Consider the following 4,148-nt stretch of genomic DNA (forward strand, 5'->3'; position numbering starts at 1 on the left):
AGTAATATTCTCTATTTTTTGGCAGATAAAGTTAAAATCAAACAGAAAAATTAGGTAAATAAAATTTTTCTGGTTGGGATTTTTCAAAAATATCAATTATCTGGGTCACATCTGCGGAATGTGGGTTAATTGTGCTGCCATTGCTAAAGTGATAGCTTTAACATATTTGTGAACATCCGCTGCTTTTTCACCCACCACTTCCCGACTAGAAATAGATAGGTTTTTTGTTCTTTGTTGTTCACTAATTAAGTTAGGATCTAGCACACTCAGATGGGTAGCACCAACCGCAGCCGCTAACCATTTAGGAGAGGGAGTTGTTGCAAAACTGGTAATTTGTTCGCTTAAAATTGGGGTAATATTATCAGCAGAACCAGTTAACATCAGAGTCGGTACTTGCACCTTTGATAAACCAGTTTCCCCAAATAATAGAGATGTAGCCGGTGTCAAAGCTACAATTTGTTTAATTCTTTTATCTCGCAATTGATAGCTATTTTCTGGTAATTCTTTAGCTACACAAATAAACTCTTGTACTGGAGTTAATTTAGAGGAATTTTGCTCACAGCTTTGTTTCAAACTAGCAATTTGAAATTCACCACCAGCTAATGCTAAAGCTGTAGTACCACCAAAAGAATAACCGACAACCATTACCTTATTAGTTGCTAGTTTACCTTGTAATTGGTTATTAGGAGTTTGGTTGATTTTTGCTAATTCATCGAGAACAAAACTCACATCTTGGGGACGTGCTAAAAATTCCTGTGATTTTAAAGAATCTCCATCTTTATTAGCTGTAAAATTACTACCAGGATGTTCTAAAGCTGCAACTACATAACCGTGAGACGCAAGATGTTCCGCTAAATAGCGTAAGTCTGTGCGAACTGACTTGTAACCATGAGAAAAGACAATTACAGGTTTTTCAGTGTTAGCAGAATTTGACCAATAAACATCAACAGGAATGTTGCATTGACGCTTTTCATCATTTAAATTTAAGTTTAGTATTTGTAATTGGGCGCTTCCTGCTTGTATAGGATCGTAGAGACGTGAGGGCGAAATAGTTGGACAGGAGTAAAATTACGGAGTAAAATTACTGTTGTTACTTAAAATAGCCGGGTGAATAATAATTTAAGTTGAATAGATTAATAGTAATTATAACCAAATTTCTGGTAAATCGGTGGCTTTTGTTTTTCTTCAATGATGTAGTTAATTTATGCGCCCTCCCTTGATCTATAGTTTACTTTTTTTGTGTTCATTGATCATGATTATTATCTGGTGGCCTGTTAATGATTCTAATTGCGGACTTGCAACTGTACTCAAATTAAACAAACAAAATTTTCAAGTGCAAGCTAAACAGGTGAGGGTTAAACCTTGGCTGGGTGAACATAATGTATATGGTATATTTCAAGTTCCTGATGAATACAAAGAAAGTCAATTTTTTATGTTATCAATTCCAGGCGATCGCAAATACTGTTCTCGTCCTTTTGGACACCGCCAAAATTATGATGATGTTTTTGCAGAACCAGGAACACATTTAATTCGGAGGTATATCAGAAGTCGCATTGCTGTCAAAATGATATTTCAAGGTTTATATTTTCAACTAAATAATCCCCAAAACTGGACTTTAACTTTTCCTAAAAAGTAATTATTCAGTTATCGGTAATCAGCCAATAGCCAATAAAGGCAAGTTTGACAGCTTGTCTTTTGACAAATTTGTCAATATACATTAAATTTTTCCAGTAAACAACATCAATGATAATTGATAATTGATAATTGATAATTGATAATTGATAATTGATAATTGATAATTGATAATTAGGTTTCAAATCAGGATTTCAACCCCAGATGAAACCGATCTGTCTACCAAGGTAGGGGAATCAAACCTTTACAATTATGAATTATGAATTATGAATTAATAACTCTTAATTAATATATAGTAGGACTTACGCAAGATGTGACTGAAAACCTTATTCTTGCGTAGGGGTAATTCATGAATTACCCCTACTTTCGTTCCCTTTTGCGTAAGTCCTGTATAGGACTCATATTTGATTTTTGAAAACATATAATATATCATCAGATGATGTTAGATTTACTACTTATATCGCTCCTGGGTTTTTTGGGAAGTTTTGGACATTGTTTTGGAATGTGTGGACCTTTAGCAGTTGCTTTTTCCCTTTCCCATCAACAAGAAACCCAAAATTGGCAACAGCAAGTAAAATTTCATACTCTGTTAAATTTAGGAAGACTGTTAAGCTATACCCTAGTAGGTGCAGCTATTGGCGCTCTTGGTTCGGCATTGGTTGAAGGTGGACAATTAGCAGGTGTGGGTAGTGATTTACGCCGATGGATAGCTATAATTACTGGTATTATGTTAATTTGGTTTGGTTTAGGACAAGTTAGACCAGACTTAATACCGCATATTCCCTTATTACACCCTTTGTTAAAAGGTAATTTACATAACCGTTTAAGTGCGGGAATGGTGAAACTATCTTTACATACAAAATGGTGGACACCAGCACTTTTGGGTATGACCTGGGGTTTAATGCCTTGTGGATTTTTATATGCTGCTCAAATCAAAGCTGCTGCTACGGGTAATTTATGGCAAGGTGCAATTACCATGTTAGCTTTTGGTTTGGGAACTTTGCCGACGATGTTAGGAGTAAGTGTTTCCACTTCCTTGATGAGTAAAGATAGGCGCAGTCAGTTATTTCGCTTGGGTGGTTGGGTGACATTAATCATTGGCATCATTACCCTATTGCGAACGGGTGATACAATGGTAGACTACAGTGGACACGCTGCCCTAATTTGCTTAATTTTGGCCTTAGTTGCTCGTCCTCTCAGTGGTTTTTGTCCATCACCTATGCGCTACCGTCGCGCTTTAGGAGTAGGGGCGTTTGTGCTATCAGTGGTACATACCATTCATAATATAGAACACTCTTTAGAATGGAATTTTGCTGCTGTTTGGTTCTTACCGCTAGAATTTCAATGGGCGATGGGTGCGGGTGCTGTAGCTTTAGTATTGATGAGTCCAGCAGCTTGCACAAGTTTTGATTTTCTGCAAAAGTCATTAGGTAAGCGTTGGCGACAAATCCATCTGTTGAGCGTTCCTGCTTTGCTGTTGGCTACTATTCATGTAGTCTTAATTGGTTCTCATTACTTGGGTGCTTTAAGATTAACTTGGGGTAATAGATTAGCAGCTTTGTTATTGGTAATAATTACTTTGGGTGTTTTGTTAGTGCGATCGCGCTGGTTTTGGTCAATTTTAAAATTAGAAAAATTCTATGTTCCTCCAAAGAAAGGTGACAAATCAATTGAAAATTGAAAATTGAAAATTGAAAACTCCTGCCTCCTGCCTTCAATTATGAATTACAAATTATTCCTACTTTTGTTATTTATAACATTTACATCTCTTCCTGTTGCTTCTGCCCATACGGTCAAAATATCAGGTGATATTGGCGGTACTATCCACATTGAACCTAATGATAATCCCCGTGCTGGTGAACCTGCGGCAACTTGGTTTGCTTTGACTCGTAAAGGTGGTAAAGTTCTACCTTTAAAAGAGTGTGATTGTGAGTTGGCTATTTATGCAGAACCCCATGCACCAGAAGAACCGGCACTGCTTGAACCTCCTTTAAAACCCGTTGATGCTGAACGGTATCAAGGCATACCAGGAGCAGACATAATTTTTCCCAAACCAGGAGTTTATGAACTGCAACTGAGTGGAAAACCAGCAACAGCAGAGAGTTTTCGACCTTTTGAGTTAAAGTTTCAAGTTACTGTGGCCGCAGGTAAAGCAATAGCAACACCACAAGTAGTAGAAAATGTAATTGAAGATAATCAACAGAATAATCAACAACAAAATGCGGTTATAGGTTTTGTACAACCTATAATTATCGTGGCAATTTTACTTTTATCTATAGGAATTGTAGTTTTTGTAGTGAAAACACTGAAAAGAGGGTAATGGGTAATTGATAATTGATAATTGATAATTGATAATTGATAATTGATAATTGATAATTGATAATTGATAATTAGACCTGTCCGAAAATTAAAAAGGCAGTCTGTGTATGGCTTTGAGGATGTTCTCATTTCAGCCAGACTTGACGTAATCATCAGGGCTAGAGATAGTTACTGTTAGTATAGCCCGGAAAAAATGC

Annotated in this window: 4 protein-coding genes and 1 pseudogene; 3 read left to right on the top strand and 2 right to left on the bottom strand. The window is 36.5% G+C overall.

Annotation, left to right across the window (positions count from 1 at the left end; translation table 11 throughout):
- Positions 1 to 123 precede the first annotated feature (123 nt).
- A pseudogene (locus FFR48_RS25940) lies at positions 124 to 1,032 on the bottom strand (alpha/beta hydrolase family protein); the annotation flags it as partial.
- 172 nt (positions 1,033 to 1,204) lie between these two features.
- Between FFR48_RS25940 and FFR48_RS25945 the strand changes: the two are divergent.
- Positions 1,205 to 1,636 (top strand): hypothetical protein, encoded by a 432-nt coding sequence (locus FFR48_RS25945; protein ID WP_137669347.1) that lies wholly within the window; start codon positions 1,205 to 1,207, stop codon positions 1,634 to 1,636.
- Positions 1,637 to 1,640: 4 nt separating this feature from the next.
- Here FFR48_RS25945 and FFR48_RS25950 read toward each other — a convergent pair whose 3' ends face one another.
- Positions 1,641 to 1,817, bottom strand: a complete 177-nt coding sequence (locus tag FFR48_RS25950) for a hypothetical protein (RefSeq protein WP_162501968.1) — start codon at positions 1,815 to 1,817, stop codon at positions 1,641 to 1,643.
- Positions 1,818 to 2,071: 254 nt separating this feature from the next.
- Here FFR48_RS25950 and FFR48_RS25955 point away from each other — a divergent pair, with 254 nt between their 5' ends.
- Both FFR48_RS25955 and FFR48_RS25960 read left to right on the top strand, forming a co-directional pair.
- Entirely contained in the window at positions 2,072 to 3,313 is a 1,242-nt protein-coding gene (locus FFR48_RS25955; protein WP_137669348.1) for an urease accessory protein UreH domain-containing protein, read from the top strand.
- A 39-nt stretch (positions 3,314 to 3,352) separates the two neighbouring features.
- A complete protein-coding gene (locus FFR48_RS25960) occupies positions 3,353 to 3,952 on the top strand; it encodes a hypothetical protein (RefSeq protein WP_096567222.1) in 600 nt (199 codons plus the stop codon).
- Positions 3,953 to 4,148 lie beyond the last annotated feature (196 nt).

The sequence above is a fragment of the Sphaerospermopsis reniformis genome, assembly GCF_005402885.1.
Lineage (GTDB): Bacteria > Cyanobacteriota > Cyanobacteriia > Cyanobacteriales > Nostocaceae > Sphaerospermopsis > Sphaerospermopsis kisseleviana.